Consider the following 26,054-nt stretch of genomic DNA (forward strand, 5'->3'; position numbering starts at 1 on the left):
GCCGGCCAGCCCGCACACCGTCTGAGGGACCCGTGCTATGACAACGCCTGCCGCAGCCCGCCCGCGCCGCGTATCGAAACGGCGGCCGCCCTGGACTGCGCCGGCGGCCGCCCTGGTCGTCGCCTCGGCCGCCGGGGGCACCGCGGTGGCGCTGGCGCCGGACGCGGCACGCTCATGGGTGCTCGGTACGGTCGTCGTCGGCGGCCTGTGCGTCCTCGCGCTCGCCGTCACGGCCACTGTGCTGGCCGGCCGGCTCGCCACCGCCAGGCGGGTGGCCCAGGAGGAGACCACGGCCCTGCGCGAGCGGATCGCCCGCAGCGCCGGGGACACCGCGCACCTGGTGAACGTCACGCTGCCCCGGATGGTCCAGCGCCTGCGCGACGGTTCGGACGTGGAAGAGGCACTCGCGTCCGCCCAGCGGCCTGCGGACCCCCAACTGGATGGCGTGCTGCGGGTCTTCACCACCGAACTGGGTGAAGCGGCCCGGCGCGCGGCAGCGGCGGAGGCCGACCAGCTGGCGACCGTACGGCAGATGAGCCGGGGGGCCGAAGACCTCGACCGCCTGACGACCACCGCACTGCCCGCCGCCGTGGCGGCGCTGCGCCAGGGCGCGTCCGCCGATACGGTCCTCGCCGGCCTGGAGATGCCCGGCGAACGGCGCGTGGTCGCGCTGCTGGAGCAGATGGTGCGGGAACTTGGCGTCAGCGAGCGGCGCGCGGCCGCCGCACAGGCCGCCAGCGCCAAGGCGCTCGGCCGCGTGCAGGCCAAGGCTGTCAGCATGCTGGCCGACCTCCGCGAGATGCAGGACCGGCACGGCGCCGACGTGTTCAGCGACCTGCTCAGGCTCGACCACAGCACCTCGCAACTCGGCCTGCTCACCGACCGCCTGGCCATTCTGATGGGCGGCCGGGCGAGCCGGGCGTGGAACAAGCCGATCGTCATGGAGAGCATCCTGCGGGGCGCGGTCGGCCGTATCGCGGACTTCCGGCGGGTGCGGCTGCACAACGCGAGCACCGCCGCGATAGCCGGGTTCGCCGCCGAGGGCGTCATGCACCTGCTGGCCGAGCTGATGGACAACGCGGCGAACTTCTCGCCGCCCATCGACGAGGTCCACGTGTATGTGGAAGAGCGCAGCGCCGGCATCGTCGTCACCGTCGAGGACAGCGGCCTGCGGATGGCCGACGCGGCGATGCGGCGGGCCGTGGAAGCGGTCTCGGGCAAGTCCACCGACCTGGCCACCCTCCAGGGCACCCGGCTCGGACTGGCGGTGGTCGGGATCCTGGCCGCCAAGTACGGCATCTCCGTGAACTACCGGCCGTCCTCGCGCGGCGGCACGGGCGTGGTGGTGCTGCTCCCGCTCCAGCTGATGGCCCAGCAGCGCGGTCCGGTCCCGGCCGCGGCTCAGACGCGTACGGCAGCAGTCCAGGCGCCCGAGCCCGCGCACGCGCGCGCACTCCCGCCGGTGCCCGTGCGCGCCGCCGACCTCCCGCCGGGTGCCGCGACGGTGGGCGGCCTTCCGGTACGGCCGCCGGGACGCACGATGGCCGACGCGGAGCGGGGCCGGCCCGACGCCGGGGCCGACTCCCCGGACCCCAAGGACATCCCGCCCGCCCCGCGCGGCCGGAACGCCGGCACGAGCTTCGGAGCCTTCCACCAGTCCCAGCGCCGTAAAGACCCACAAGACTCATAAAGATCCGCACCCACCTGACCGATCAACCGGATTGGAGGCACGGGCCGACCGTCGCACCGCGCTGAACCGGCCCATGACCACCGTGCAGACCACCGACACCAGCCTGACCTGGCTCCTGGACAACCTCGTGGAGCACACCCCCGGCACCCGGCACGCCCTGGTGCTCTCCCGCGACGGCCTCAAGCTGTGCCGCAGCAGCAACCTCACGCTCGACCAGGCCGACCAACTCGCCGCCATATCCTCCGGGATGCAGTCCCTCGCCCACGGCGCCTCGGTGGAGTTCGGTGACGGCACCGGTGGCGTCAACCACCTCATGGCGGAGTTCCACGGCGGGCTGCTGCTCATCGTCGAGGCCGGCGAGGGCGCGCACCTCGCCGTCGTGGCCGCGGACGGCGCCGATCCGGGCGTGGTCGGCCACAACATGAGCGAGATGGTCGAGCAGATCGGCGAGCACCTGCGCGCCGAACCCCGCAACAGTGCGCAGGACAGTCCGACGTCATGACCCGCCGCCCCGTCGACACCGGGTCGCCGGACCGCCTCTACACGGTGACCGGTGGCCGCAGCCGCACCGCGGACGCCACGGTGTTCGATCTGGTCACCCTGGTGGTCAGCGAGTGCGCCCCGACGCCGGGCATGCAGTCGGAGCACGTACGCATCCTCACGCTGTGCCGTCACCCCGCCGCAGTGGTGGAGATCGCCGCCGAACTGCGGCTGCCCATCACCGTCGTACGGATCCTCCTTGAGGACCTGCTGGACGCGGGACGGATCACCGCCCGGCGGCCGCGCGCCGCCGCGGCCGCCGCCGACCTGCCCGAATCCGCCCTGCTGAAGGAGGTGCTGCATGGACTCCGCAATCTCTGAGGCGCCGACGCCGACGCCGACGCCGACGCCGACGCCGACGCCTGCGCCTACGCCTGCCCAGGCGCCGGAGCGCACGCCGCTCGCCGATGCCGCCGACACCGGCCTGAAGATCGTCATCGTCGGCGGTTTCGGCGTGGGCAAGACGACGCTCGTCCGGTCCGTGAGCGAGATCCGCCCGCTCAACACCGAGGAGTACATGACGCAGGCGGGCGTCGGCGTCGACGAGACGACGGGGCTCGCCCACAAGACCACCACGACGGTCGCCTTCGACTTCGGCCGGATCAGCCTCAGCGAAACCAAGGTGCTGTACTTGTTCGGCGCTCCCGGGCAGGAACGTTTCTGGTTCCTGTGGGACCGGCTGTTCTCCGGCACCCTCGGCGCGGTCGTCCTGGTCGACACCCGGCGTATGAGCGATTCCTGGTACGCCATCGACCGCCTCGAACACCACAAGACCCCCTTCGTCGTCGCCGTGAACCGGTTCGACGACGACGCCGCGTACTTCTCCCTGGCCGAGATCCGCCAGGCACTCGCCCTGCCCGACCACATCCCCCTGCTCGACTGCGACGCGCGGGTGCGAAGCGACGGCAAACACGTCCTGATCACCCTCGTCGACCATCTCTACAAGCTGGCCCTGGCACAGGAGACGACCCCATGAGCGACGACCTCACCGCCTCCGCTGCCGCCTCCGGGGTTACGCCGCCGCCGGGCTGCCCCGCGCACGAGGGCGGCGCGATCCGGCTCAGCGGCCTCCAGTACCAGCAGACCCCCGCGGAGCTGTACCGGGAGATGCGCCGCGAACACGGGGCGGTGGCCCCCGTACTGCTCGACGGGGACATCCCGGCCTGGTTGGTCCTCGGCTACTCCGAGGTCTCCTACGTGACCACCCACGACGAGCTGTTCGCCCGCGACTCCCGGCGCTGGAACCAGTGGGACAACATCCCGGCCGACTGGCCGCTCCTGCCGTACGTCGGCTACCAGCCGTCGGTCCTGTTCACCGAGGGCCTGGAACACCAGCGTCGCGCCGGGGTCATCAGCGAGGCCCTGGAAGCCGTCGACCAGTTCGAACTCGGCTACAACTGCCGGAAGATCGCCGACGAGCTCATCGACGGCTTCGCGGGCAGCGGCCAGGCCGAGCTCATGTCGGCGTACGCCCATGCCCTGCCGATGCGCGCGGCGGTCCAGATGTGCGGAATGCCGGCCCACGGCACCGACACGGACGACCTGGTGGAGGACCTGCGGATGACCCTGGACGCGGCGGAGGGCGACGACCCGGTCGGCGCGTACGGACGCGTGGGCGCACGCCTCCAGCAGCTGGTCAAGGAGAAGCGGTCGGCGCCCGGCCCGGACATCATCTCCCGCATGTGCGCCCACCCGGCGGGCCTCGCGGACGAGGAGATCGTCCAGGACCTCATCTCCATCATCGCCGCCGCGCAGCAGCCGACCGCGAACTGGATCGGCAACACCCTGCGCCGGCTGCTCACCGACGACCGGTTCGCCCTGAACGTATCCGGCGGGCGGCTCAGCGTCGGTCACGCCCTCAACGAGGTCCTCTGGCTGGAAACCCCCACCCAGAACTTCATCGGCCGCTGGGCCGACCGCGACGTCCAACTCGGCGGCCGCCACATCAAGGCCGGCGACTGCCTCGTGCTCGGCTTCGCCGCCGCCAACACCGACCCGCAGATCTGGCCGGAGGGACACGTCGGCGCGGAGGGCAATTCCTCACACCTCTCCTTCAGCAACGGCGAACACCGCTGCCCCTACCCCGCCCCGCAGCTGGCCGACGTCATGGCGCGCACGGCCATCGAAGCGCTGCTGGAGCGCCTCCCCGACGTCATGCTCGCGGTCGACCCGGAGGAACTCGCCTGGCGCCCCTCCATCTGGATGCGCGGCCTGACCACCCTGCCGGTGTCCTTCACCCCGGCGTCCCACTAGACGAGCTGGGCCCGGCCGTCCCAGCGGCCGCACCCTGTCTCTGTCAGACGATGGTCCGAGGCTTGCCTTGGCCGTCACACGGAAGCCGGCCTTCGCCATAGACCTCGGTGAAGTCCTCACTGATGTCGTCCTCCACCGCCGTCATCGCGGCAGGCGTGACCTGGATGACGCCGCTGAATGGGCGCTCGACGTCACGGATGACGAGCAGCACGGTGGTCAGCAGCGCGGTCAGGACCACAAGGCCCATCGTGACGAGTGCGGTGTTCCGGCGTGGCAGGCACAGAGCCAGGGTGATCACCAGGAACGCGAGCGCGGCGAGCATGAGCCAGTACACGGCACTGGGGATGGCCGGGGTCGACTCCGCAATCCGTGTCTGCCGTGCCTCGGACCGTTCCTTGTCGGCGGAGACGAGCATGCCGAAAGCAGAGGCCCCGTCGCCCATCTGCCGCAGGCCCGCACGGAAATCGGTGCTCCACGTATTGGGCACCTTCGAGCCGCGGCCTTGCGCCATGGCCGGCCACTCCGCGGCTCGCACCGCGCGCACGTAGCAGACGACGTCAGCCTGCAGGCGCTGGCGCTGAGCGGACGGTGCGTAATCAGCGACCTCGAACATGTGGTCCACGACGCCCGCCTCGTTACGAACTGCTTCATCCGCCTTGCCGTTGGACGTCGAAGCCGTCACCAGAACAAACGCGAGTACAAAAACGGTCAAGGTCTGCAACGGCAGCACGAAATCACGGATCGTGAGGGAAGGCGTCTCCTCGGCTTCCAGCCGGCCTCGCAGAAACCAGTGCCCCGCCACTCCCGCGACCAGTGCCAGCCCCGCAACGACGACAGTGGTGATCAAGATACGATCCGCCTCCACAGCTAACCGGCCGTCGCCGTGATCCTGATCACCACTGGCGGCAGGCGCGCCCTGGCCTCGGATTCGACAACGGCACCCAGCCGAGCATCGCTCCAGATCCGCTACGAGTGGTGAAGCCTCACCGGTTCAGAAGCCGATGCGGCCCTGATGGGCCCAGCCCTCGCCGCGTCACGGCCGGGGTGGGCCGACGCCCGGCCGGACAGCGACGCCGGATGCGGCGAGATGGCCGCGCAGCAGGCGACCGTATTCGTCCTCTCCGAGCCGGGTGATCAGCGTGCCAGGGGCGCCCCGACGGGCCACGTACGCGTACGGCACCGCCGCCCTTCGCGCGCCGGGGATCCGCTCGCGTAACGGCTGGCCACGTTGGACGACTACTCAGCAGGCGATGCCCTGGGACCGTAGCCACTCGCACATGGTTTCACCGGTCGTCTTGCCACCGTCGTACGCACGGGGGTCCTTGTAACCGGGGCCGACGGGCTCGTGGTCCTCAAAGACGCCGTCGCCGTCCAGATCACCGCCGTTGGGATCGATCTTCCCACTGGGGTTACGGCAAGCTGATCGGTCGGCCGGATCAGTCGTGCATACCTTCCGGCTGTCCTTAGCGGAGTCGGCGGCCTTCTTGGCCTCCGCCTCCTGCGCCGTGACCTGCGCCTCCAGCGCATCGGTGAGCGAGGGGCTGAACTCCACGGATACGAGGGCCGGTTCACCGGCCGGTTGCCCCGCCGGGGGCTCGGCGGAACCGCACGCCGACAGCGTGAACGGCAGGCCCGTGACCAAGAGGACTGAGCCGGCGAGGACAGCAGCCCGGCGGCGGATGCGGAGCGTTACAGCCATATTGAGCCCAATGAGCGATTGGCGCAGTTAGTCCGCTTCACACTACGGCGATGCCGGAGAGCGGGTCAACGCATTGTCAGCGGATCCCCGGATGGTTGACACGCGAGTAACATGCGCGCAAAATCGCCGCACCGCACGACATTGCCGAACGGTGTTCAGGCTGAGATCCATATCTGCCCGCCCCCGTCCCCACCGCAGCCACCCTCTGTGGTTCCGCCTCCCTTTCACCTCAGAAGGACACCCCCGTGTCGAGACTGCGCTCAATCCTGACCGCCGCCGCTCTCGCGGTCACCGCAACCGTCGCCTCCCCCCTTCCGTCCGCCGTCGGCGACACCACCGACGTCTCTCCGCCCGGCGCCAATGACTGGTCCTGCAAGCCCAGCGCCGAGCATCCGGAGCCGGTCGTTCTCGTGCACGGCACGTTCGAGACCATGGCCAAGAACTGGCCGACGCTCAGCCCCAGGCTGAAGAGCGAGGGCTACTGTGTCTTCGCGCTGAACTACGGCGGCAACGCCATGGGACCCATCGCCGAGTCGGCGAAGGAACTGGATGCGTTCGTCGGCGCGGTGCTCGGGGCGACCGGAGCACGCAAGGTCGACCTGGTCGGCCACAGTCAGGGCGGAATGATGCCCCGCTACTACATCAAGAACCTCGGCGGCGCGACAAAGGTCGACGACCTGGTCGGGATAGTTCCGTCCAACCACGGGACGGAGACCGTGCTCGTCAGACCGGCCGGTCTCGAGAACACGGCATGCCCGGCGTGTGACGAACAACAGGCGGGCTCGGAGTTCCTGACCGACCTGAACGCCAAGGACGAGACGCCGGCGGGCCCTCACTACACCGTTGTCACCACCAGGTACGACGAGGTCGTCACGCCCTACACCAGCGCCTTCCTGGACGGATCGGCCCGCGAGGTCACCAACGTCACCCTCCAGGACGCGTGCCCGCTGAACGTCATCGAGCACGATCAGTCGCCCAACGACCCGGTGGTCCACCAGTGGGTTCTGCACGCGCTGGAGCGCACAGGCCCGGCCGACCAGGCATTCAAGCCCTCCTGTGTCGCCTGACGTCCGGAAGTATTTCGTGCACGCGTCTTGCCACTTCCCGGCTACCCGGCAGTAACCTTTCCCCACCCTCGTACTACGGCACCGGTGCCTTCGGTCTTTCCGCGACCCGGGACGACAGCCTTCCCCAGCTCCCCCGTCCCCCCAGCGCCCCCACGCGCTGTCCCGCTCGCCCGGAACCCGGTGAGGTAACCCGTGAGAAAGCCCCTGATCACGGCCGCTGCGGCCGCCGCCTTCCTGCTCTTTTCGGCCACGACTCCGGCTGGTGCGGCCGGCACGGCATCGACGTACAGCCCCTCCAGCAATCCCGTCCTGTTCGTCCACGGCTACAACGGCAGCGCGTCGAACTGGAACACCATGGTGAGCCGGTTCAAGAACGACGGCTGGCCCGCCTCCCACCTCGACCAGTGGAGCTACGACTCCCGGCAGTCCAACGCCACCACCGCCCAGCAACTCGCCACTGAGGTCGACCGGCTGCTGGCAGCCACGGGAGCCTCGAAGGCCGACGTGGTCACCCACTCCATGGGCGGGCTCTCCTCCCGCCACTACGCAAAGAACCTCGGCGGCGACACGAAGGTCGAAGCATGGGTATCGCTCGGCGGACCCAACCACGGCACCGACACGGCCAACAGCTGCTTCGATACCTCGTGCTACGAGATGCGCATCGGATCGGACTTCCTGACTGCCCTCAACTCCGGTGACGAGACACCAGGACCCCCGCGCTACGCGACCTGGTGGTCACCCTGCGACACGGTGATCAACCCCGACAGCAGCGTCGCCCTCTCCGGCGCCACCAACACCCGCACGGCCTGCCTGAGCCACAACGGACTGCTCACCGACGCCACCGTCTACGCCCAGGCCCGCGACCTGATCAATAGCTGAGAGGTAGCCCCCTCGCCGCGCCGGAGCCCCTTTGGCCACCGGCGCGGGGAGGGTCGACAGCCCTCAGCCGACGGGCGTAAAAGCCACCCGCACGGCCTGCGGCCCCCGCGTGAACACGCCCTGCTCGACGATCTCAGCGCCGTCCGCCGGCCGGATGTCGGGCATCGCGTCCAGCAGCTGGTTCACTCCGGTCTGCACCTCGGCCCTCGCCAACAGGGCCCCGACGCAGAAGTGGCGTCCGAGTGCGAAGGCCAGGTGATCGGCGGCGGCGGAGAAGGCGTTGGTAGCGGTGAGGTCCTGCCGGAAAATATCAAATGTGTCCGCATCGGCGTACCGGCTCTCGTCACGGTTGGCAGAGCCGCTCAGGCACGTGACAGTGGCGCCGGCCGGGATGGTGCCGCCGCTGAGCGTCACGTCCACCGCCGTCTGACGCATGATCATCTGTACGGGCGGAGTGAAGCGCAGCGTCTCGGCGAAGGCCTGGTCGATGAGCGTGCGGTCCTTCTGTACGGCGGCCAACTGCTCAGGGTGCGCCAGCAGATTCGCGAACAGCGCGGCGATCGCCTTGTCGGTGGTCTCGCCCCCGGCCGCGAGCAGCAGGCTGCAGAACGCCTTGATGTCCTCGTCGCTCATCCGTACGCCGTCGACCTCGGCCGCGCACAGCGTGGACAGCAGGTCGGTCCCCGGCGCCTTCCGGCGTTCCTGGATGACCGGAATCATGTACTCGGCGAATTCCACGCGCGTACGCTCGCCCGCCGCCGCCACCTCGGGGTCACCGGCCAGATTGCCGAGGAAGGCGATCACCGTGGTGTACCAGTGGTGGAACTTCGCGTGGTCACCCTTGTCGAGACCGAGCATGTCGGCGATGACGTTCACCGGGAAACGGGTCGCGAACGCGTCGACGAGGTCGACCGATCCCCGATCCCGGAAGGTGTCGATAAGCTCACGCGCATTGCGCTCGATGACCGGCAGGAACATCTCCTGGAGGTCCTTGCCCCGAAACGCGGGAGCCACCAGCGCACGACGCACGGCGTGTTCACGCCCGCTGAGCTGAAGAATGGTCTTCCCGTGCACGGGCTCGATCTGCCAGTCGTAGTTGTCGGTGGTGAACACCGACTCCTTGTCCTTGAAGGCCCGTTCGACGTCCTCGTACCGGGATATGACGTAACTCTGCATCGCCTCGTGCCAGAACAGCGGCGCGGACTCCCGCATGACCTTGTAGGCGGCGTACGGATTCGCGGCGAACTCGGGCGAAAGCAGGTCGGGGACGTGCTGGGCCGTAGGCATTGGTCGGATGCTCCCTCGATCGGTAACGGGCGGACCACCCAACGTTATTGATCATTCACCAGTACGGATAGCCCAGGCCCACGTACGGAGACCGAGGTCCGGTGAGAGGTGGGGGCGGGGCGTTGGGGGGAGTTGGCCCCCACCTCCCATGTCCGGGGGCGTTGCCGCGTCAGTGGCGGCTGACCCGGAGTTCCTTGATGCCGTTCAGCCACGCAGACCGCAGCCGGCGCGGGTCGCCGGCGAGCTTCAGATCAGGCAAGGCGTCCGCGATCGCGTTGAAGATCAGGTTGATCTCCAGCACGGCCAGTGACTTGCCGAGGCAGAAGTGCGGGCCCCCGCCGCCGAAGCCGAGGTGCGGGTTCGGGTCCCGCCTGATGTCGAACTGTTCCGGAGCGTCGAAGACTTCCGGATCGTTGTTGGCGGAAGAGTAGAAGAGCCCCACCCGGTCGCCCTTCTTGATCTGCTGCCCGCCCAGTTCGACATCAGCCGTCGCCGTCCGCTGGAACGAGACCACGGGCGTGGCCCAGCGCACGATCTCCTCGGCGGCTGTCTCCGGACGGTCCCTCTTGTAGAGCTCCCACTGCTCGGGATGCGTGAGGAAGGCATGCATGCCGTGGCTGATCGCGTTGCGAGTGGTCTCATTCCCCGCGACCGCCAGCAGAATCACGAAGAAGCCGAACTCGTCCGAACCCAGATTCCCCTCGCCCTCCGCCGCGACGAGCTGCGACACGATGTCCTTGGCCGGGCACTCCTTGCGGGCGGCGGCGAGATTCATCGCGTACGTGACGATCTCCATGGCCGCCTCGGTGCCGACTTCCTCGGTGATGGCGTACTCGGGATCGTCGTACGCCGCCATCTTGTTCGACCAGTCGAAGATCTTCGTCCGGTCCTCCTGCGGTACGCCGATGAGCTCGGCGATGGCCTGCAAAGGAAGCTCGACGGCGATGTTGGTGACGAAGTCGAAGGTGTTGTCGTCGCCGGCGTTGGCGATCGCGGTCTCGACAATGGACCGGGCGCGGTTGCGCAACGCCTCCTCAAGGGAGCGGATCGCGCGAGGTGTGAAGCCGCGCTGGACGATCTGGCGGACCCTGGTGTGCTCGGGCGGGTCCATATTCAGCATGATCAGCTTCTGGACCTCGATCTGGTCGCGGCTGATCGACTCGTTGAAGCGGATGACGGCGGTGTTGGTGTTGGAGGAGAAGAGCTCCGGGTGTGTGGAGACGTACTTGACGTCGGCGTGCCGCGTGACGGCCCAATAGCCCTCGTCGTCGAAACCGGAGATGCCGGGGGGTTGCGCGCACCACCACACCGGGGCGGTCTGCCGCATCTGTGCGAACTCCGGATGCGGTACGCGGGCTTGGAGCAGGTCGGGGTCGGTGAAGTCGAACCCTTCGGGCAGCGCGGGGCAGTGCATCGGCAGCTCCAATGTCTGACGACCCATCAGAAGTTGAGTTGCCGGGAATGTAGTAACGAGTTCTATAAGAGGCAAGGCTCCGGGCGTCATCTGTTGCGTGGGGAGTGCGCGCACAGCGCGTGCAAGACCCTTGCGCTGCCGGGGCGGCACTCATCAGACTACGCAGATAACTAGAACGCGTACTAGTTGCGCAGCTGCCGTGGGGCGCCGGGGGGACGTCCTGCGGACAAGGAGAGGACGAGCTCATGGCCGCGGAACCCGTCATCGTCGAAGCTGTACGCACCCCCATCGGCAAGCGCGGAGGCGCGCTCGCCAACCTCCACCCCGCCTATCTCCTGGGCGAGACCTACCGCGAACTCCTCGGACGTACCGCCATCCACGCCGACTGCGTCGAGCAGATCGTCGGCGGTACGGTCACCCACGCCGGCGAGCAGTCCATGAACCCGGCGCGCAACGCATGGCTGGCGGTCGGTCTGCCGTACGAGACGGCCGCGACGACGGTCGACTGCCAGTGCGGCTCGTCGCAGCAGGCCAGCCACATGGTCGCCAACATGATCGCCGCCGGGGTCATCGATGTCGGCATCAGCTGCGGAGTCGAAGCCATGTCGCGGGTGCCGCTCGGCTCCGGGTCCAAGCACGGGCCGGGAAAGCCGTGGCCGGACGAGTGGAACGTAGACCTGCCCAATCAATTCGAGGCGGCCGAGCGGATAGCGCGCAAGCGCGGCCTGACGCGTGAACGGGTCGATTCGCTCGGCCTGCTGTCCCAGGAACGGGCTGCCACCGCCTGGGGCGAGGAACGCTTCAAACGCGAAACGTTTGCCGTGCAGGTCCCGACGACAGAGGAGGAGCAAGCGGCAGGCCAGGGCATGTGGCGGCTCGTCGACCGCGACGAGGGCCTGCGTGACACATCGATGGAGGCGCTGGCCCGGCTCAAGCCGGTCATGCCGACCGCCGTGCACACGGCGGGCAACTCCTCCCAGATATCCGACGGTGCGAGCGCGATCATGTGGGCGTCGAAGCGGATGGCGCGCGCCCTCAAGCTGAAGCCGCGCGCACGGATCGTCGCCCAGGCGCTGGTGGGGTCGGACCCGCACTTCCACCTGGACGGGCCGATCGACGCGACGCGGGCGGTGCTCGGCAAGGCGGGCATGTCGCTCAAGGACATCGACATTGTCGAGATCAATGAGGCGTTCGCATCGGTGGTGCTGAGCTGGGCTCAGGTCTTCGAGCAGGACCTGGAGAAGGTGAACGTGAACGGCGGCGCGATCGCGCTCGGCCACCCGGTGGGCGCGACGGGCGCCCGGCTGATCGCCACGGCGCTGCACGAACTGGAGCGCCGGGACAAGGAGTTCGCGCTCATCACGATGTGCGCGGGTGGCGCGCTGGCGACGGGGACGATCATCCAGCGGCTCTAGCCTCGACGGGCGTACAACGCCCAGCGGGAGGCCGCCGGTGGCGGCTGCGGCCGTGTGTCGTGGTTCGGGGCTTGGCGTGCGACTAACCCAGCACTTGGTGAGGCTCAGCGCCCCTCCAGTCCCATTCGCCTCAGCCGTGTCCCTTGTCGCCGTCACGGGACCGTTTCGGCCCGATAGGCCTCGGTGTTCGGTGCGCCACCACCTATCGACATCAGCAACGTGCTTGTGGCTCCGCCGATCACCGGCCGGGGTGGACGCCACACCTGCCCGAGTCGCCCCATTGCACTGTTGCGCCCCGGCCCGCAGGCGGTCCCGGTCTGCGGGTCGACCCGTCGGCCGGCCGTCCACCTGCGTGGGTGCTCGTGTGCGTGGGAATGGGGATGTCACGCCAACGGCCGTTCCCGTCAGCCGCTGAGACTGGGGCCGCACCGCCCCCTAGAGCTCATGCGCACCGCCCACCGAGCCCGTCGGTCGGCAACGAAACAGCAGCCACTCCCCGGACCTTCCCGTGGGCTCCCCCGGGGGCCGCCCCCCAGAAGCATTGCGGCGGAGGTCCGGCGGTCAAGGGTTAAGCGCAGCGCAATCGCCGTAGGCGACGCGACGTAGGAGCGCCCTTGAGGGGCGGGGCTCCGGCGCCACACTTACGTGTGGCGGCCCCCATCGCAGAAGCGATCAACGCTCCGGGGCCGCCAGAGCCCCGATCCCGACCCCGACCCGGATCCTCAGTACCAGCCGTTGGACTGCCAGAAGCTCCAGGCGTCGCACGGGCTGCCGTAGCGCTCGTTCATGTAGTCCAGGCCCCACTCGATCTGGGTGGCCGGGTTCGTCTTCCAGTCCGCGCCCGCGGAGGACATCTTGGAGGCGGGCAGGGCCTGGACCAGGCCGTACGCGCCGGACGAGGCGTTGCTGGCCTGCGGGTTCCAGCCGCTCTCGTGCTCGACGATCTTGTCGAAGCACGCGTACTGGGCGGCGTCCGGGATCATCTGCCTGGCGACGCTCTGCGGGCTTGTGGCAGCGGCAGCGGCCTCCGCCTCTGTGACGCCGCCACCCATGGCCACCACACCCAGTGAGCCGAACAGCACGGCAGCGCCGGCGGCGACGGACTTGGGGCGAGCGATGAGGCGGTTGATGATCGGGAACGACACGCGGCTGCCTAACGTCGGGTACGGGGGATGTCGCCGCGGACGGGCCGGTAGTGACCGGCGTACTGCGCCCGGCGACTGCTCCAATGAAGCAGCCCCGCAGCCGTGCCGCAATCACCCCTCTTACTAGCAGAACCGGTAAATCGGGCATAAAGGCCTTGGGTGCGCTAGTGGGGATCTGCGCAGGTCAGCGCACTCGCGCAGCGGTCTGCGGTGCGGTCGGCGGGCTACTATCCCGCCTAGTTGCGGACCAAGGTCCTGTGGGCCCTCTCACCGCTGGGTCAGTGTTGCGGGCCCTCGAATGTGACCTGGGCCTCGAAGGCCGCGCGGCGCGTGGCCCGGCGCAGTGCCTTGAGGAGGGTCGAGCCGATGGTGAGGGTCAGTACGACCGTGAGCACGGCCCGGCCCAGGTCCCAGCCGAGGGATGTGGCGAGGCAGTACGCGAGGAAGCGGGCCAGGTTCTCGTGGAGCGGGTCGCCGGGCTGGAAGGAGACGCCGGTGGAGAGGCCGCCGATGTACGTCCAGCCCTGGAGGTTCATGACCGTGCCATAGAGGAAGGCGGCTACGCACCCGTACGCCGCCAGCATCACCAGCTCCGCTCGGCCGCGCAGGCGCTCCGCGCCCGGCAGAAGGCCCGCTCCCATCGCGAACCAGCCCATCGACAGCATCTGGAACGGCATCCACGGCCCGACGCCACCCGTGAGCAACGCCGACGCGAACATCGTCACCGCGCCGAGTACGAAGCCGAAGCCGGGGCCCAGGACGCGGCCGCTCAGCACCATCAGGAAGAACATCGGCTCCAGGCCGGCCGTCCCCGCGCCCAGCGGACGCAGCGCCGCGCCGACGGCGGCCAGTACGCCCAGCATCGCGACGGCCTTCGCGTCGAGCCCGGCGTCGGCGATCGTCGCCACGACTACGGCGACCAGGAGGGGGAGGAGGGCGGCCAGCAGCCAGGGGGCGTCCTGGGAGTGGTTGCGGGCGAGCCCGGAGGTGGGGTCGGCGAGCAGTGGCCAGCCGAAGGCGATGACGCCGATCGCGCTGATGAGGAGGAGTGCGGCGACGGAGCGGGGGCCGAGGCGTACGGGCTTTGGGGTGCTCATGCTGTCGTCGTCCCGCCGAGGGCGGCGCGTACCTGCGTGACGGTCAGCCACTGCTGTGGCGCGAGGATCTTCGCCACCTGCGGGGCGAAGGCGGGGGAGGAGACGACGACCTCGGCGGTCGGGCCGTCCGCGACCACCTCGCCGTCGGCGAGGATCACGACGCGGTGCGCCAGTTCTGCGGCGAGCTCGACGTCGTGGGTTGCCAGGATGATCGCGTGCCCTTGGGTGGCCAGGTCGCGCAGCAGGCCGACCAGGCGCGCCTTCGCCGCGTAGTCCAGGCCGCGGGTCGGCTCGTCGAGGAGGAGGAGTGGGGGGCGTCCGGTGAGTACGAGGGCCAGGGCGAGGGCGAGGCGCTGGCCCTCGGACAGGTCGCGGGGGTGCGTGTCGTCCTGGATGCCGGGCAGTAGCTCGGCGACCAGGGCCCGGCAGGTGCCCGGTTCGGCGCCGGCGTCGCTGTCGGCCGCCGTGCACTCGGCGGCGACGGTGTCGGCGTACAGCAGATCCCGCGGCTCCTGCGGGACGAGGCCGACCTCTCGGACCATGTCCTGGGGGCGGGTGCGGTGGGGGGTGCGGCCGCCGACGGTGATGGTGCCGGTGGTGGGCTCGATCATGCCGACGAGGGCGGCGAGGAGGGTGGACTTGCCGGCGCCGTTGCGGCCCATGAGGGCGACGGTTTCGCCCCGGGACACGGTCAGTGTGACGCGGCGGAGGGCCTCTACGCGGGCGCGGCGGATGCCGAGGTTGGTGGCGGTGGCTACGGTTACGGCTGTGCGGGTGCGGGTGCCGGTGGCTTCGGCGGGCAGCGGTTCGGTGTGGGGGCGGCGCAGCAGGCGGGCGAGTTTTTCCCCTACCCGCCCCTTCCCGAAACTGGAGGCTCCGCCCCCAGACCCCCGGTCCTCAAACGCCGGACGGGCTGGATGGTGCCCGGCAGCGGGCCGGCTCGGCGCCTGGTCCCCGGGACGCCCTTCGGGGGTGTCCTCAAGTGCCGGGCGGGCTGGATGGTGCCCGGCAGCGGGCCGGCTCGGCGCCTGGTCCCCAGGACGCCCTTCGGGCGTGTCCTCAAGCGCCGGACCGGCTGGATTCGCGCGCCCAGCGGCACGGTCCCGCGCAGCGGGCATATCCAGCCCCTCCGGCGTTTGAGGAGCCGGGCCCGGGGCGGATCGGTCGGCCAGGCGGCCCCGCAGGGCCGTGGCCCGGCGGCGGGCGTCCCGTACCGAGAGAGGGAGCGGGGTCCACCCCGCCAGGCGGCCCAGAGCCACCACCGGCGGGTGAACGGGCGAGACCGCCATGATGTCGACCGGCGCCCCCATCCGCGGCGCCTCACCCGGCCCCGTCAGCAAGATCACCTGGTCCGCGTACTGAACCACCCGCTCCAGGCGGTGCTCGGCCAGCAGCACGGTCGTACCCAGGTCGTGGACCAGGCGTTGCAGCACCGCCAGCACCTCCTCCGCCGCCGCAGGGTCCAGCGCCGACGTCGGCTCGTCCAGGACGAGGACCTTGGGGTGCGGGGTCAGCACCGAGCCGATCGCGACCCGCTGCTGCTGCCCGCCGGAGAGCGTGGCGATCGGGCGGTCGCGCAGCTCCGCGAGGCCGAGCAGGTCCAGCGTCTCCTCCACCCGGCGCCGCATCACATCCGGCGCGAGGCCGAGCGATTCCATGCCGTACGCCAGCTCGTCCTCGACCGTGTCGGTGACGAAGTGGGCCAGTGGGTCCTGCCCCACCGTCCCCACCACGTCAGCGAGTTCGCGCGGCTTGTGGGTCCGCGTGTCGCGGCCGTCGACCGTCACGCGGCCGCGCAAGGTGCCGCCCGTGAAGTGCGGGACGAGGCCGGAAACAGTGCCCAGCAGAGTCGACTTGCCGACCCCCGACGGGCCGACCAGCAGCACCAGCTCGCCCTCCGGCACGGTGAGGTCGACGCCCTGGATCGCGGGCGACGACGCGGCATCGTCATAGCTGACCGACACATTCTCGAACCGGATCACTGGGGAGTCGCTTTCACGGGGGTCACGGGGGGCACGGGGGTCACGGGGGGAAGGACAGGGGGCGGAGGTACGGGAGCCACGAACGCCGGTAGCAGACCGATCAGTACGGACGCCGCCGGCCACAGCGGGAACTCGGGCGCCACGAGCGGCACGACACCGGGGTGCAGAGCCACCGGGTCGTACGCAGCCGCCCAGATCATCAGCGCCGCCACCGCCGCACCCGACCCCGCCACCAGCCACGCCCGTACGCCCCACTCGTCGGGCCGGTAGCAGGTACGGACGCTGCGCCGGCCACCCAGGCGCAGTCCCGCCAGCGCTGCGACGAGCCCCCCGGCCATGACCGGCAGACCGTACGCCGCACCTTCCGCGGCCAGCAGCCCGTACGACCCGGCGCACACCCCCAGCAGCCCGCCCAGCGTCAGCGCGGTCGTCGTGTGGCGTACGGCGGGCGGGACTTGGGCGGTGCGCCCGTAGCCGCGCGCGTCCATCGACGCGGCCACCGCCACCGACCGCTCCAGCGCGCCCTCAAGGACCGGCAGCCCGATCTGGAGCACTGCGCGCACCCCACCCGTCGGCCGGCCGCGCAGGCGGCGCGCGGTGCGCAGCCGCACCACGTCGGCCACCATGTTCGGCGCGAACGTCATCGCCACGACGACGGCTACCCCCACCTCGTACAGCGCGCCCGGCAGCGACTTGAGCAGCCGGGCCGGATTGGCGAGCGCGTTCGCGGCGCCCACGCAGATGAGGAGCGTGGCCAGCTTCGCCCCGTCGTACAGGGCGAAGACCAGCTGCTCCGCCGTCACGCGCCCACCGATCCGCACGCCCTGCGCCCAGTCGGGCAGGGGTACTTCGGGGAGCGTGAAGAGGGTGTTGCTGCCGGGGATCGGTGAGCCGAGGAACGTCGAGAAGACGAGGCGGATGCCGATGACGAGCAGACCGAGCTTGACGAAGGCCCCGTACGAACGTGCCCACGGCGCATCCGTCCGCCGCGCCGCCACCACGTACCCGGCCACCCCCACCAGCATCCCGAGCAGCAGCGGATTGGTGGTCCGGGACGCGGCGGTGGCCAGGCCGAGCGCCCACAGCCACCAGGCCCCGGCATGCAGGGCGTTGCTGCGGCCGGCCTGCGGCGCACGGAGGGTCATGGGCAGGGAGGTCATCCGCGGCGGCGGCGCGCCTGCCACACGCCGGCGACGCCGAGCGCGAGCACGGCGGCGAGGCCGACGAGGAGTCCGGCGGAGGGTCCGCTGCCGTCGCCATCCCTGTTGCTGTCAGTGGGCGCGCGCGTGGCGGGAGCTTCGTCGCGGCCTGCCACCTGGTCGCCGCAGCCCGTCTTCGGGTACCCGGAGATCGCGCAGAGCAGCGCCGTGCTGTTGTAGCGCAGCGGCTTCGCCACCGAGGCGAGCGCGTCCGCAGCGGTCGCGTCCGCAGCGGTCCGCGCGCAGGCGGTGCGCAGCGCGGGCGGCTGCTCGCCGTCCGGGGCGTCGGCCGCCGTACCGGGGTCGATGACGACGGCGATCCGCTTGGCATCGTCCTCGCCGCCGTCCTTGGAGCTGTCCTTGGCGGGCGTCTTGGTGTCGCAGACGGCGTCGAAGGAGTCCGGTGCGTAGCGCGGCTTCGCGGAGTCCTGCGAGTCCTCGCTCACCGAGAACCGGAAGCCGATCACGTCACCGTCGGCGGGCCGGGCGCCGGCGGGTCCCTGCGTGGCGTACGTCCACTCCCCGCCGTCGCTCTCCCAGAACGACCAGTAGCGGTAACCCGAAGACGTCACCCGGGCGGGCGCGTCCTGGGCGGACGCGGCGTGCGCCGGTCCCGCTGCCCCGCCCAGCACCGCGAGCGCGGTGCTGAGTGCGAGGACGGCGGAGGCCAGCCGCGTACGTACCAGCCGCGTACGTACTACCACTGTCACAGCTGCTGGTTCTTCTTCTTGCGGCCGCTGAACAGGATGCCGGCGCCGACGCTGGCGACGAAGATGACCGCCACGATCCACCAGGTGCTGAAGGCGCCGCCGTCGTCGCTGTCCTTCTTCTCCTCGTCGGCCGTCTCGGCGGCCTCGGGCGCCGGGCCGGTCGCGTTGAGCGCCTTCACGAGGTCGGCGCCGCCGAAGCTCTTCGGGTCGGTGCCGGTCGCGTTCGCGGCGAGGACAAGCTGGGCGTACGCGGCGGGGCCGTTCTCCTTGGCCCAGGCCGCCGAATTCTTCTGCAGCCACTCCAGCGGCTTCTTCGCCTGCTCGGCGCCGCCCTGCGCGGCCAGCGCCACGACGGCGTCCGCCGTGTTGCCGAAGTCGGGCTGCGGCTTCGCGTCCTCGGCGCCGGGCATGGGGGCCGTGTCGAGGTGCCCCGTCTTGGCAAGTACGCCAGTGAGGTACGCGGCGCCGTTCGAGGCGGCCTGCGCGGGCGTCAACTTGCCCGACTTGTCACATTCGGCGGCCTTCTGGCCGTCCTTCTTGCCCTTCGCGTCCAACCCCTGGCCGAGCCCGCCCAGTACACCCGCCGCCGTAGCGTCGGCGTTCGGCGCGAGCTTGCCGGACTTGTCGGGCTGGTACGCGAACGCACCGCCGCCGCCCGTCTTCGCGTCGCACGGGATCGAGAAGGTGACGAGCGCGTCGTACGGCGACTTGCCCTCCTGCGACTTCACCTCGGCCGGCTTCTCGCCCGTCGCGGCCAGCGCGCCGATCACGATCGAGGTGGAGTTGGAGTCGCTCGCGCCACCCGGGTTGTAGCCCCAGCCGCCGTCCTGGTTCTGGACGGACTTCAGCCAGCTGACGCCCTTCTTCACTGCGGCGTCCTGCCCGCCGAGCGCGCTCAGCGCCTGCACGGCCGCGGCGGTCGCGTTGCTGTCCATCATGGTCTTCGACGTGCACGGCTCGGCGGCGTCGGCGCGGAAGGACGGGAAGCCGCCGCTGTCGCACTGCTGGCCGACCAGCCAGTTCACGGCCTTCGCGGCGGGCTTGACGCCCACCGTGTCCTGGGCGAGGAGGGCCAGCGACTGCCGCCAGACACCGTCGTACGTCGGGTCCTTCTCGCCGTAGAGCCCAGAGGGGACCACCGGCGTGGGGGAAGGCGCGGCGACGGCGGCCGTGGTCGTGGCCACCGTCGCGGTCGCGGTCGCGCAGAGTACGGCGGAAGCTGCGAGCACGGTGGCTGCGCTGCGGCGAAGGGTCATGACGGGCGGGGGCCTCTCCTGCTGAGGAGCCGGGCCCGGGCACGCGGAAACCACGCACCAGGCTCCGGCTCCGTATACCTCGACGGTGCCGAGCCAGTAGTCATGCCGGACCGGGCGTTCCGACTCACCGCCCACCAGGGGCGGCTCACGGCTGCGGGTCAGTGCCGGATTCGCACCGGCTTCCCCCAGAACGGCATGCTGACGACTCGCACACTCTACCGGCGGCGCTCCCGACGACCGTGCCCCCTACGTCGCGACGTACGTCACTGGCTCGCCGCCCGCCGCCGCCTCCGCGTGCCCCAGTTTCACCAGGCGGCGCAGGTGGGCCTCCGCCTCCGAGACCGCGATGTTCCTCGACCCGTACGGGATCTGCTCCCACGGGCGGTTCCATTCCATCCGCTCCGCGAGCTGCCAGGGGGTGAGGGGCGTGGCGAGCAGGGAGCGCAGGCCCGCGAGGCGGTCCTCGTGGTGGTCGAGCAGTTCCTGTACGCGGCCGCGAGCGTCGGCGAACGCGTGCTGGTGGGCCGGCAGGACTTCGGCGGGGGCCAGGCGGGCGACGCGTTCGAGGGAGTCGAGGTAGTCGCCCAGGGGATCGGTGACCGTGGTGTCGTCCGGGTCCTCGTACAGGCCGATGTGCGGGGTGATGCCGGGCAGCAGGTGGTCGCCGGAGAAGAGGCGGCCGTTGCCGGGGAGACCGGCCGGGTGGGTTTCCTCCAGGTGGAGGCAGACGTGTCCGGGGGTGTGCCCCGGCGTCCAGATCGCGCGCAGGCGGCGGCCGGTGAGCGGGAGCAGGTCGCCGGGGACGATCTCGCGGTCGGGGAGGGCGGCCCTGAGGCCGGGGAGGGTGCGCATGCGGCCCGAGTCGCGGGCGGCGCGGAGCGGGGCGAGGTGGTCGTCGGGTGCCCCGGCGGCGGTGAGCTTGGCGGTGATGTAGTCGAGCCAGGTGCCGGGCTCCGCGCTGCGGGTACGGCGTACGACCTCGGTGTCGGCGGCGTGCATGGCGATCCACGCACCGGACGCGTCGCGCACCTGGCCGGACAGGCCGTGGTGGTCGGGGTGGTGGTGGGTGATGACCACGCCGCGAATGTCGCCGACGGACGTACCGAGCGCGGCGAGACCGGCCGCCAGCGTGTCCCAGGACGCCGGGTCGTCCCACCCCGTGTCGATCAGTACCGGTCCGTCGTCGGTGTCGAGCACGTGAACCAGGGTGTGGCCGAGCGGGTTGTCCGGGATGGGCACCTCGATGGACCACACGCCACCGCCGTGCTCGGTCACCTGTGACATGGGTCCCCGATCCCTCGCTGATTTCTCGCACGGCAAGACTAGAACGAGTTTCAATAGTCGCCCAAGTCGACCTCTTTGCAAAGGGGCGAGGGGCTTCGGCGCTCATCGCCGAGGCGTCGGGCAGCTGTTCTCCGCGCCTGGCGAGGAGTTCGCACCAGGCGCGGATCTCGCCTTCGTCGGTCAGGGGCTTCGCGGCGTGGGAGTCCACTCCCGGGGGGTCGTTCTGCGCCGAGGCCGCGAACCCTGCGCCGCCGCACACGGTGCGGGCCGGCGGCGCCCCGGCCGCCATCAGGCGCCGGCTGCGCCTGCGGTTGGTGGCTTGGTGGAGGCGTGAAGTTGATCTCCGGCGAATGGTCGCCCGTGGACTCCTGTCGCTGGAACTGGTATCAGTTCTGATAGACCGTCAGAAACCTTGGAAGAGCAGCCGGGCCGCGGGAGGCGTCAGCCATGACTGAGCTTGTGGAGCACCGAAAGCTGTACATAGGCGGGCAGTTGACCGATCCGCTGGGGACCGAGTTCATCGAGGTCGTCTCGCCGCACACCGAACAGGTCATCGGCCGCGTGCCGCACGCGTCCCGCGCCGACGTCGACCGCGCGGTCGCGGCCGCGCGCACGGCGTTCGACGAAGGGCCCTGGCCCCGGATGACGCTCGACGAGCGGATCGCCGTCGTCACGCGGATCAAGGACGCGATCGCCGTACGACACGAGGAGATCGCCCGCAGCATCACCTCCCAGAACGGGACGCCGTACACCGCGAGCGTCATGATGCAGGCGCTGGCCGCCATGATGGTCTGGGACGCCACGATCACGGTCGCGCGCGACTTCCCGTACGAGGAGCGGCGGACCGGCGTGCTCGGGTCGATTCTCGTACGCCGCGAACCGGCCGGGGTCGTCGCGGCCGTCGTGCCGTGGAACGTCCCGCAGTTCACGGCGGCGGCCAAGCTCGCACCCGCGCTGCTGGCGGGGTGTACGGCCGTACTGAAGGTGTCGCCGGAAACGCCGCTCGACGCGTACATCCTCGCCGAGATAGCCACCGAGGCCGGACTGCCCGAGGGCGTCCTGTCGATCATCCCGGCCGACCGCGAGGTCAGTGAGTACCTGGTCGGGCATCCCGGCATCGACAAGGTCTCGTTCACCGGATCGGTCGCGGCGGGCAAGCGCGTCATGGAGGTCGCCGCGCGCAATCTCACCCGCGTCACACTGGAGCTGGGCGGCAAGTCGGCGGCCGTGATCCTCCCCGACGCGGATCTGGCGACGACCGTCGCGGGCATCGTCCCCTTCGCCTGGATGCTCAACGGGCAGGCGTGCGTGGCCCAGACCCGCATCCTCGCCCCGAGCTCGCGCTACGACGAGTTCGCCGAGGCGTTCGCCGCGGCGGCCGGCGGGCTCAAGATCGGCGACCCGTTCGACCCGGCAACCGAGGTCGGCCCCCTCGTAGCCAAACGCCAGCAACAACGCTCCCTGGACTACATCAGGATCGGCCAGGAGGAGCGCGCGAAGATCCTCACGGGCGGTGGGCGTCCGGCCGGCATGGAGCGGGGCTGGTACGTCGAACCGACGCTCTTCGGCGGGGTCGACAACTCGATGCGCATCGCCCGCGAGGAGATCTTCGGCCCGGTCATCTGTCTTCTCCCGTACGACGACGAACGCGACGCGGTGCGGATCGCCAACGACTCCGACTACGGGCTGAGCGGCAGCGTATGGACCGCCGACACCGACCACGGCATCGACATCGCCCGCCGGGTCAGGACCGGAACGTACTCCGTGAACACCTTCAGCATCGACATGCTCGGGCCCTTCGGCGGCTACAAGAACTCCGGCCTGGGCAGGGAGTTCGGCCCCGAGGGGTACGGCGAGTACCTGGAGCACAAGATGATCCACCTGCCCGCCGGCCACGGGGAGGCGTGATGGGGGACCGCTGGCACGTCGAAGTCGACCGGGCGGTGTGCATCGGCTCCGGCATGTGCCTGAACCACGCGCCGGGCGCCTTCACTCTCGACGCCGCCCGCCAGTCGCACCCGGCGGACCCGGACCTCGACGCGAACGAGAAGGTGCTGGCTGCGGCGGAGGGCTGCCCGGTCGAGGCGATCGCGATCACGCTGGTGGGCAGCGGGGAGGTGGTCTTCCCCCCGGAGGACCAGTGAGTTGCCCCGCACGAGCCCCGTGGAGCGCTCTGGTTCCCGTCGCCCCGCTTCGGTGGACACGGTGCCAGGAGGGGACGTGCCGGGGCGCTCCCCGCAGGGCGTTGAACGCAACCGGCGTGAAGAAATCGCAGTGGCCCGGTGTTCGACGACCGAGGAGACGCCCCGGCGCGGCACCGACCCCGAAGCCCCCGCAACCGCACCACAGCATTCGCTCGAACGCCTACGAACGGTTCTTTACCTATGAGTACCGCACGGTCACGACGTGACAGCTGTGACTGTTCTTCCCCCACGGCTGCGTGGAAATCTCAATGCCACCGCAGCCGAGGGGGGACCCATGGACAACCGGTACGAGGTCTTCTGCCTCGCCGACGGACAGTTCTACGAGACCCCGGACCGCCTGTCCCCGGGGAACCTCGGACAGGCGTCATCGACTCCTCTCTTCGAAGCCGCCCAGCGCGAACTCCCGCCCGGATGGCGCCGGTTCGTGTCCGGCGACTGGCTGCACATCAACCCGGTCAACGCCGAGGGTGCGCCGCTGCCCGGCCGGCCGACGCAGGGCTGGAAGATCCACGTGTCGGCCTGTCTCGACAACGCGGAGAAGACCGCGGCCAAGGTGTGGGACTACTGCGTCCCGCGCGCCGTCCCGTTCAAGTTCGTACCGGGTCCGCAGCCGCTCCACCTGCGCAACTCCAAGTACGCCGGGCGCGGCTCCAGCGGCAAGTTCGCCACGCTCTACCCCACCGACGAGAAAGAACTCCACCTCATACTCCGCGAGCTGGGCGACCTGCTCGACGGCGAGCCCGGACCGTACATCCTCACCGACCTGCGCTGGGGCAACGGCCCGCTGTACGTCCGCTACGGCGGATTCGCGCACCGTTACTGCGTCGACGCCACCGGCACCCTCGTCCCGGCGATCGAGAACCCCGAAGGGACTCTCGTCCCCGACCTCCGCGAGCCCGCCTTCCACGTCCCCGAGTGGGTGGAGCTCCCCGCCTTCCTGGAGCCGCACCTCGCGGCCCGTAACGCCACCACCACCAACGACCTGCCGTACCGCATCCAGAGCGCCCTGCATTTCTCCAACGGCGGCGGGGTCTACCTCGGCGAGGACCTGCGCAGCGGTGAGAAAGTGGTCCTCAAGGAGGCGCGGCCGCATGCCGGGCTCGCCGCCGACCGGGCCGACGCCGTAACCCGCCTGGAGCGGGAGCGGGCCGCGCTGGAACGGCTGTCCGGGCTCGGCGTCGCCCCCGAGGCCCGCGACTGGTTCATGCTCGGCGACCACAGCTTCCTGGTGATGGACCACCTGCCCGGCCGCACCCTCAACTCCTTCTTCGCGCAGCGGCACCCGCTGCTCGAACCCGAGCCGGACCCGGCCGCCGTCGCCGACTACACCCGCTGGGCGCTGCGCATCCACCGCGCCGTCGAGGAGGCGGTCGCCGCCGTCCACAGCCGGGGGGTCGTCTTCAACGACCTGCACATGTTCAACATCATGGTCGGGCCGGACGAGGAGTCCGTACGCCTGCTGGACTTCGAGGCCGCCGCGCACGTCGACGAGAACCACCGCCAGGCCATCGCGCACCCCGGCTTCATCGCGCCCCGCGAACGCACCGGCTTCGACGTGGACCTGTACGCCCTCGCCTGTCTGCGGCTGGCCCTCTTCCTGCCGATGACGACCCTGCTGGTCGTCGACCGCGACAAGGCGCACCATCTGGCGCAGATCGTGGCGCGCCAGTTCCCGGACGTACCGCAGGAGTTCCTGGACGCGGCGACCGACGTGATCTGCGGTACGGACCGGGCCGACGGGGCCGACCGGGCCGACCGGGCCCCGACCGAGCCGTACGTGCCGGCGGAGCCCGCCGACTGGCCGCGCAGCCGTGACTCGATCGCCGCGGGCATCCTGGCCGCCGCCAGTCCGGGGCGCGACGACCGGATCTTTCCCGGCGACATCGCCCAGTTCGCGGACGGCGGAGGACTCGGCATCGCCCACGGCGCCGCCGGGGTGCTCCACGCGTTCGGCCAGGCCGGTCTGCCACGGTACGAGGAGGGCGAGGAATGGCTGCTGCGGCAGACCGCCCCGCCGCCGCTCGGCACACCGCTCGGCCTCTACGACGGCCTGACAGGCGTCGCCCACGTCCTCGACGGCCTCGGCCACCGCGAACGCGCGCTGGAACTCGTCCAGCGGGTGCTGGACGAGAAGTGGCAGCGACTCGTACCCGGGCTGTACGGGGGGCTCGCCGGCATCGGTCTCGTACTCGCCGAACTGTCGCGCACCTCCGGGGAAACCTCCCTCCGGGAGCAGGCCCTGACAGCGGCCCAACTGCTGGCCGACCAGCGGCAGTCGAAGACCGGCAAACGCGCCGGGCTGCTCCACGGCGCCACCGGTCCCGCCCTGCTCTTCCTGCGGCTGTACGAGGACACGGGCGCCCCGCAGCTCCTCGACCTGGCCGCCGACGCGCTGCGCGCCGACCTCGCGCGCTGTGTCCAGAGCAGCGCGGGCACGCTGCTCGTCGACGAGGGAACGCGCACCATGCCCTACCTCGGGGCCGGGTCCGTCGGCATCGGCATGGTGATCGACGACTTCCTCGCGCACCGCGAGGACGAGGAGTTCGAGGCGGCGCGAGCCGGCATCGTGCGGGCCGCCCGGTCGCGCTACTACGCCCAGCCCGGGCTGTTCAACGGCCGCGCGGGCATGGCCCTCTACCTGGCCAGGACCACCGCCAGGGAGGCGGAACCCGCCCACCTCGCCGCCCAGCTCGAAGGCCTCGGCTGGTACGCCCTGCCGTACGAAGGGCGACTCGCCTTTCCCGGCGACCAGATGATGCGCCTCTCCATGGACCTCGGCACCGGCGGCGCCGGCGTGCTCCTCGCCCTGGCGGCGGCGCGGGGCACCGGCGCGCACCTGCCCTTCCTCCCGTCGCTCCGGCGGCCCTAGAACCGGTCCGGTTCCGACCCGGAGCCGTACCGCACAAAGAAACCCCGTCCCCACGGGAACGGAC

Annotated in this window: 23 protein-coding genes and 1 riboswitch; of the genes, 12 read left to right on the forward strand and 11 right to left on the reverse strand. The window is 70.6% G+C overall.

Annotated elements, in window-relative coordinates:
- Positions 1-37 precede the first annotated feature (37 nt).
- The 5 genes from ABZX79_RS15355 to ABZX79_RS15375 all read left to right on the forward strand — a co-directional run bounded on the left by ABZX79_RS15355 (position 38) and on the right by ABZX79_RS15375 (position 4,483).
- On the forward strand, positions 38-1,690 hold the full coding sequence (locus tag ABZX79_RS15355) for an ATP-binding protein (RefSeq protein WP_355256537.1): 1,653 nt from the start codon (positions 38-40) through the stop codon (positions 1,688-1,690).
- 82 nt (positions 1,691-1,772) lie between these two features.
- On the forward strand, positions 1,773-2,192 hold the full coding sequence (locus ABZX79_RS15360) for a roadblock/LC7 domain-containing protein (RefSeq protein WP_215135729.1): 420 nt from the start codon (positions 1,773-1,775) through the stop codon (positions 2,190-2,192).
- Complete coding sequence (locus ABZX79_RS15365; protein ID WP_355256540.1) at positions 2,189-2,551, forward strand: DUF742 domain-containing protein; 363 nt, start codon at positions 2,189-2,191, stop codon at positions 2,549-2,551. Before ABZX79_RS15360 ends, ABZX79_RS15365 begins: the two co-directional genes overlap by 4 nt.
- Positions 2,532-3,206 carry an ATP/GTP-binding protein gene (locus ABZX79_RS15370; protein ID WP_355256543.1) on the forward strand — a complete coding sequence of 225 codons (675 nt, stop codon included), beginning with the start codon at positions 2,532-2,534 and terminating at the stop codon, positions 3,204-3,206. The genes ABZX79_RS15365 and ABZX79_RS15370 overlap by 20 nt, the downstream gene beginning before the upstream one ends.
- The gene (locus tag ABZX79_RS15375; protein WP_355256546.1) at positions 3,203-4,483 is read left to right on the forward strand and encodes a cytochrome P450; all 1,281 of its coding nucleotides are present in this window, start codon (positions 3,203-3,205) and stop codon (positions 4,481-4,483) included. Before ABZX79_RS15370 ends, ABZX79_RS15375 begins: the two co-directional genes overlap by 4 nt.
- 43 nt (positions 4,484-4,526) lie before the next feature.
- On the opposite strand, the gene ABZX79_RS15380 is transcribed toward ABZX79_RS15375, so the two are convergent.
- Positions 4,527-5,330: a hypothetical protein gene (locus tag ABZX79_RS15380; protein WP_355256549.1), complete on the reverse strand. Its 804-nt coding sequence runs from the start codon at positions 5,328-5,330 to the stop codon at positions 4,527-4,529.
- Between the two features lie 165 nt (positions 5,331-5,495).
- On the opposite strand from ABZX79_RS15380, the gene ABZX79_RS15385 reads away from it, so the two are divergent.
- A complete protein-coding gene (locus ABZX79_RS15385) occupies positions 5,496-5,699 on the forward strand; it encodes a hypothetical protein (protein ID WP_355256552.1) in 204 nt (67 codons plus the stop codon).
- A 24-nt stretch (positions 5,700-5,723) separates the two neighbouring features.
- On the opposite strand, the gene ABZX79_RS15390 is transcribed toward ABZX79_RS15385, so the two are convergent.
- On the reverse strand, positions 5,724-6,182 hold the full coding sequence (locus tag ABZX79_RS15390; RefSeq protein ID WP_355256555.1) for a hypothetical protein: 459 nt from the start codon (positions 6,180-6,182) through the stop codon (positions 5,724-5,726).
- A 245-nt stretch (positions 6,183-6,427) separates the two neighbouring features.
- Between ABZX79_RS15390 and ABZX79_RS15395 the strand changes: the two genes are divergently transcribed.
- Together ABZX79_RS15395 and ABZX79_RS15400 are read left to right on the forward strand one after the other, a co-directional pair.
- Complete coding sequence (locus ABZX79_RS15395) at positions 6,428-7,249, forward strand: alpha/beta fold hydrolase (RefSeq protein ID WP_355256558.1); 822 nt, start codon at positions 6,428-6,430, stop codon at positions 7,247-7,249.
- A gap of 192 nt (positions 7,250-7,441) precedes the next feature.
- Positions 7,442-8,128 carry a triacylglycerol lipase gene (locus ABZX79_RS15400; RefSeq protein ID WP_355256561.1) on the forward strand — a complete coding sequence of 229 codons (687 nt, stop codon included), beginning with the start codon at positions 7,442-7,444 and terminating at the stop codon, positions 8,126-8,128.
- Positions 8,129-8,191: 63 nt separating this feature from the next.
- Here ABZX79_RS15400 and ABZX79_RS15405 read toward each other — a convergent pair whose 3' ends face one another.
- Both ABZX79_RS15405 and ABZX79_RS15410 read right to left on the reverse strand, forming a co-directional pair.
- A complete protein-coding gene (locus tag ABZX79_RS15405; protein WP_355256564.1) occupies positions 8,192-9,415 on the reverse strand; it encodes a cytochrome P450 in 1,224 nt (407 codons plus the stop codon).
- 169 nt (positions 9,416-9,584) lie between these two features.
- On the reverse strand, positions 9,585-10,829 hold the full coding sequence (locus ABZX79_RS15410) for a cytochrome P450 (protein ID WP_355257078.1): 1,245 nt from the start codon (positions 10,827-10,829) through the stop codon (positions 9,585-9,587).
- A 245-nt stretch (positions 10,830-11,074) separates the two neighbouring features.
- Between ABZX79_RS15410 and ABZX79_RS15415 the strand changes: the two genes are divergently transcribed.
- Positions 11,075-12,244, forward strand: a complete 1,170-nt coding sequence (locus tag ABZX79_RS15415; RefSeq protein WP_355256567.1) for a steroid 3-ketoacyl-CoA thiolase — start codon at positions 11,075-11,077, stop codon at positions 12,242-12,244.
- Positions 12,245-12,966: 722 nt separating this feature from the next.
- Here the strand turns inward: ABZX79_RS15415 and ABZX79_RS15420 are convergent.
- The 7 genes from ABZX79_RS15420 to ABZX79_RS15450 form a co-directional block, all read right to left on the reverse strand.
- The gene (locus ABZX79_RS15420; RefSeq protein WP_355256570.1) at positions 12,967-13,389 is read right to left on the reverse strand and encodes a transglycosylase SLT domain-containing protein; all 423 of its coding nucleotides are present in this window, start codon (positions 13,387-13,389) and stop codon (positions 12,967-12,969) included.
- A gap of 278 nt (positions 13,390-13,667) precedes the next feature.
- Positions 13,668-14,486, reverse strand: a complete 819-nt coding sequence (locus ABZX79_RS15425; RefSeq protein ID WP_355256573.1) for an ECF transporter S component — start codon at positions 14,484-14,486, stop codon at positions 13,668-13,670.
- Entirely contained in the window at positions 14,483-16,468 is a 1,986-nt protein-coding gene (locus ABZX79_RS15430) for an ATP-binding cassette domain-containing protein (RefSeq protein WP_355256576.1), read from the reverse strand. The genes ABZX79_RS15425 and ABZX79_RS15430 overlap by 4 nt, the downstream gene beginning before the upstream one ends.
- Positions 16,465-17,613: an energy-coupling factor transporter transmembrane protein EcfT gene (locus ABZX79_RS15435; protein WP_355256579.1), complete on the reverse strand. Its 1,149-nt coding sequence runs from the start codon at positions 17,611-17,613 to the stop codon at positions 16,465-16,467. Before ABZX79_RS15435 ends, ABZX79_RS15430 begins: the two co-directional genes overlap by 4 nt.
- An 11-nt stretch (positions 17,614-17,624) precedes the next feature.
- Positions 17,625-18,353 (reverse strand): SCO2322 family protein, encoded by a 729-nt coding sequence (locus ABZX79_RS15440; protein WP_355257081.1) that lies wholly within the window; start codon positions 18,351-18,353, stop codon positions 17,625-17,627.
- Between the two features lie 20 nt (positions 18,354-18,373).
- Complete coding sequence (locus ABZX79_RS15445) at positions 18,374-19,633, reverse strand: prenyltransferase/squalene oxidase repeat-containing protein (RefSeq protein ID WP_355256582.1); 1,260 nt, start codon at positions 19,631-19,633, stop codon at positions 18,374-18,376.
- A gap of 112 nt (positions 19,634-19,745) precedes the next feature.
- Positions 19,746-19,819: riboswitch (cobalamin riboswitch) on the reverse strand.
- 60 nt (positions 19,820-19,879) lie between these two features.
- Positions 19,880-20,917: an MBL fold metallo-hydrolase gene (locus ABZX79_RS15450; RefSeq protein WP_355256585.1), complete on the reverse strand. Its 1,038-nt coding sequence runs from the start codon at positions 20,915-20,917 to the stop codon at positions 19,880-19,882.
- Positions 20,918-21,364: 447 nt separating this feature from the next.
- On the opposite strand from ABZX79_RS15450, the gene ABZX79_RS15455 reads away from it, so the two are divergent.
- From ABZX79_RS15455 to lanKC, 3 genes are all read left to right on the forward strand, one after another.
- Positions 21,365-22,825: an aldehyde dehydrogenase gene (locus ABZX79_RS15455; RefSeq protein WP_355256587.1), complete on the forward strand. Its 1,461-nt coding sequence runs from the start codon at positions 21,365-21,367 to the stop codon at positions 22,823-22,825.
- Positions 22,825-23,061 carry a ferredoxin gene (locus ABZX79_RS15460; protein ID WP_355256590.1) on the forward strand — a complete coding sequence of 79 codons (237 nt, stop codon included), beginning with the start codon at positions 22,825-22,827 and terminating at the stop codon, positions 23,059-23,061. Before ABZX79_RS15455 ends, ABZX79_RS15460 begins: the two co-directional genes overlap by 1 nt.
- Positions 23,062-23,395: 334 nt before the next feature.
- Positions 23,396-25,990, forward strand: coding sequence for a class III lanthionine synthetase LanKC (gene lanKC, locus ABZX79_RS15465; protein ID WP_355256593.1), 2,595 nt, complete (start codon positions 23,396-23,398; stop codon positions 25,988-25,990).
- Positions 25,991-26,054: the final 64 nt, after the last annotated feature.

Origin of the sequence: Streptomyces sp. NPDC002994 (assembly GCF_040611155.1) — a bacterium.
Lineage (GTDB): Bacteria > Actinomycetota > Actinomycetes > Streptomycetales > Streptomycetaceae > Streptomyces.